The following is a 3,331-nucleotide window of genomic DNA, read 5'->3' on the forward strand; positions in this document are numbered from 1 at the left end:
TTTTATGTGCAATTAATCAGGGTATCTCTCCTCAACGAATTCTATGCCTGACCTTTACCAATCGAGCTGCCAAGGAAATGAGCGGGCGGTTATCTCAGTATTGTCCAGAACAACTACAACACCTAACAATTAAAACTTTTCATGGTTTGTGTGCCTCCATACTACGGATGGAAGCTCGTCAGATTGGATTGCCAACAGATTTCGTGATTTATGACGATAATGATTGTCTCGAATTGGTTAAAGAAGTTTTCCATGTATTGAAAGATAGAGATGCCCAGCAGTTGTTTTCTAGCTTAGTTAAGTGCAAAATTCAGGCTGAAAACTGTAAATTATCTCTAGATAATCTGGTTGAAAATCTATATGCCCCATTAGGGAATAACTACGCTCAATGTGCTGCTCAGTATCAAACTATCCTTCAAAAGCGTCATGCCTTAGACTTTGCAGATCTGATATTTTATGTTCGTCTCATGGTACACCATGAACCAGAGATTAGCCAACGTTGGACAGATAAGTTTGATTTTGTTCAAGTTGACGAAGTTCAAGACACCCATCTGTCAGAGTATGGTATTGTCAAGCACTTGGCTGCCAACAGTGGTAATTTAGGGATGATTGGAGATTTAGATCAGACTATTTATGAATGGCGAGGTTCTGAACCAGAGAAGGTAATTAAACAATTTTATCATGATTTTAATCCTAGAAGCTATTCTTTAACCTGGAACTATCGAGCAACAAAAGTCCTGCTGAATGCTGCTTCTGGATTTGCAGATTCCTTTGAACATCGACAAACAAACATTACACCAGCGCCTGAGTGTAAAGATGGTGATTTGATTCAATTCCATTTAGCAAATAATGAGTGGACGGAAGCAGAGTGGATTGGTGGACAAATCCAGCAACTAGCAAGTAAGCAAAAGGATTTTGTTTACAGTCGAGTAGCAGTTCTTGCTCGTAACCATAAACGCACAGAGATTATCAGTCAGATATTGGAGCGCATGGGTATTCCTTGTATTACAGTTGAGCGATTCCAATTTTTCATGCGACAGGAAGTCAAAGATGCTCTTGCTTACCTACGTCTGATTCTAAATCCTTTTGATGCAGGGGCAATGCGTCGGATGTTGCTACGTCCAAGTCGTGGAATTGGTGATGGGACGATTAAAGCTGTAATTGAAGAAGGCAAAAATTGTGGCTTTAGTTTAACTGACATGGTATCAAGCCGCACATTTAAAGATGGAGATCCTTTTAGTGAACTTTTAAGCGCCTATTCATCTGGAGTCGTAACAGTTTTTGACGTGGAAACAACAGGGTTTTCAGTGAGTCAAGATGAAGTGGTGGAAATTGCAGCAATTCGTCTAGTTGATGGTAAAAAACAGGCTAGATTTCACGCTTACATTACTAATACTGTCAGCGTTGGTGAGTCGGAACGAATACACGGACATAGCGATCGCTTCTTGGCAGAAAATGGTAGAAATGCTAAACATGTATTTGGTGAGTTCTTCGAGTTTGTGGGGGATTCTCTGCTAGTTGGACACAATGTGGGCTTTGATATTAAGATGGTGACAGCTCAAGCTCAAAAAGCTGGTGTTAGTTATCCAAAAAAGCTGCAATGGGAGGACACCCTAGAACTAGCCAATCGTTTCATTGAATCTGAACGCTACAGTTTAGAAGTTTTGGCAGAGCATCTCAATCTTACCCACCTACCTAGCCATAAGGCAATGGATGATGTGGAAACCACCATTGATTTGTTGGCGCTACTCATACCTTTGGTGGAACGAAGAGCGGATTATCGTCAAGCTTTAGTGTACCGTTATGGCGAGGTATTTGAAGGACTTGCTGAACAGGTAGAGCACTGGCGCGATGTCAGCCAATCATTAAGACCTTCAGATTTGCTGGATACATTATTGGTAGAATCTGGACTATACAATTATTATCAATCTCAAAAGAAACGCCTGCAAAATATCCACAATCTTTTACGGTTTTTCCAAGCACAGGACGATCCAAATTTGCACCCTGACACAGCTTTACGTAGCATTATTGAATTTACTGCTCTTGCCAAAAACTTAGATCGAGTTTCTCAAGACAATAATCAAGTTCCAATTATCACAGTTCATCAATCCAAAGGTTTAGAATTTGACAGTATTTTCATTGCCGGTGCTGTTCAAAATGAATTTCCTAATTATTTTAGTGTTCGCGATAATAATCTTGAAGAAGAAAGACGGTTGTTTTATGTGGCCATGACTAGGGCAAAACAGAGGTTATTTATATCAGCTTATTCCCAAGATGCCAGCGGTTTTTCAAAAAAAATTAGTAACTTTATTATTCAAATCCCAAAGGAATGCATTCAGTGACTGAACAACCACCTACATATCGCCGTTTTCATCCTATTGTTGCCGATGCTTACAATGCTGTACATGAGTGGCTTGATGGTAGTAGCCTAGCCAAGGGATACAAATCAATAGATCCTCGTGGCAATTGGCAAGAGATACTAAAAGGAGAAGATCTAACGAGTGTGGCTTTTCAGTATTACTATCTTTTTCCAACACACTACTTTAAAGCTGCACACATTTTAGAAAATGTGGTTGGAGAAGACAGATTAATAAGCTGGCTTAGGCATAAGCAAAGATTGTGCATTCTAGATATTGGATGTGGTGCTGGAGCCGGTACTGCTGCTTGTATCGAAGCAATACTTAAGCTGAAAGAAGAAGAGAAAATTCCAAATGATGTCAAAATTTTTGCTATTGGTGTAGATCCAAATAAATTCTCAGTTATTCTTTACAAACAACTGATGGATAAATTTAAATCTTCTACTTTAGACAAAATGGGGCTTGATTTTCAATGTGTTATGAGTGGCTTTCCAGAAGCTACTCTTGGGATTATCCAAAATCTTAAAAAAGAACTCGATATCTTAAAATTACCTTGTCTTTCAAATATTTTAACAATTCAATTAAATGTTATTTCTCCACTCAGCCAAGTTTTCAGAAACCAAGAATCGGATTATAATTACTTGCTGGAGATAGATCCTGAAATGTGTAATTTTATTACAGATATTCCTGAGAAATTTGGTAATGCTGAGGCTCAGGCTTATAAGCAAATAATTGAGGATGTCCCAGTTGATACAATGCATGTTTTAACTATTGCAACTAAAAATATTGAAAAACATGTTCAAGGAAATACTGATAGTAAAATAACTTTGGAACAACGAGTCATAGAAATGGCATGTACTTTTAGAGAAAGTATAGGAAAGCGTCATACAGTTGAACAAATATATAACGCTAATAACGAAATATATTTTATTAATCCTAAAAGTAGCTATTAGAGAGATAATAAAGGAATCATA

The 3,331-nt window shown here is 38.0% G+C and carries 2 protein-coding genes; both read left to right on the forward strand.

Going from position 1 to position 3,331, the window contains the following annotated elements; genetic code table 11:
* A partial coding sequence (locus F6K38_RS37620) for a 3'-5' exonuclease (RefSeq protein ID WP_287360092.1) occupies positions 1 to 2,342 on the forward strand: 2,342 nt, incomplete at its 5' end.
* Entirely contained in the window at positions 2,339 to 3,310 is a 972-nt protein-coding gene (locus F6K38_RS37625) for a hypothetical protein (RefSeq protein ID WP_287360094.1), read from the forward strand. The genes F6K38_RS37620 and F6K38_RS37625, both read left to right, overlap by 4 nt.
* Positions 3,311 to 3,331: the final 21 nt, after the last annotated feature.

The organism is Moorena sp. SIO3B2 (assembly GCF_010692525.1).
GTDB classification, from domain to species: Bacteria; Cyanobacteriota; Cyanobacteriia; order Cyanobacteriales; family Coleofasciculaceae; genus Moorena; species Moorena producens.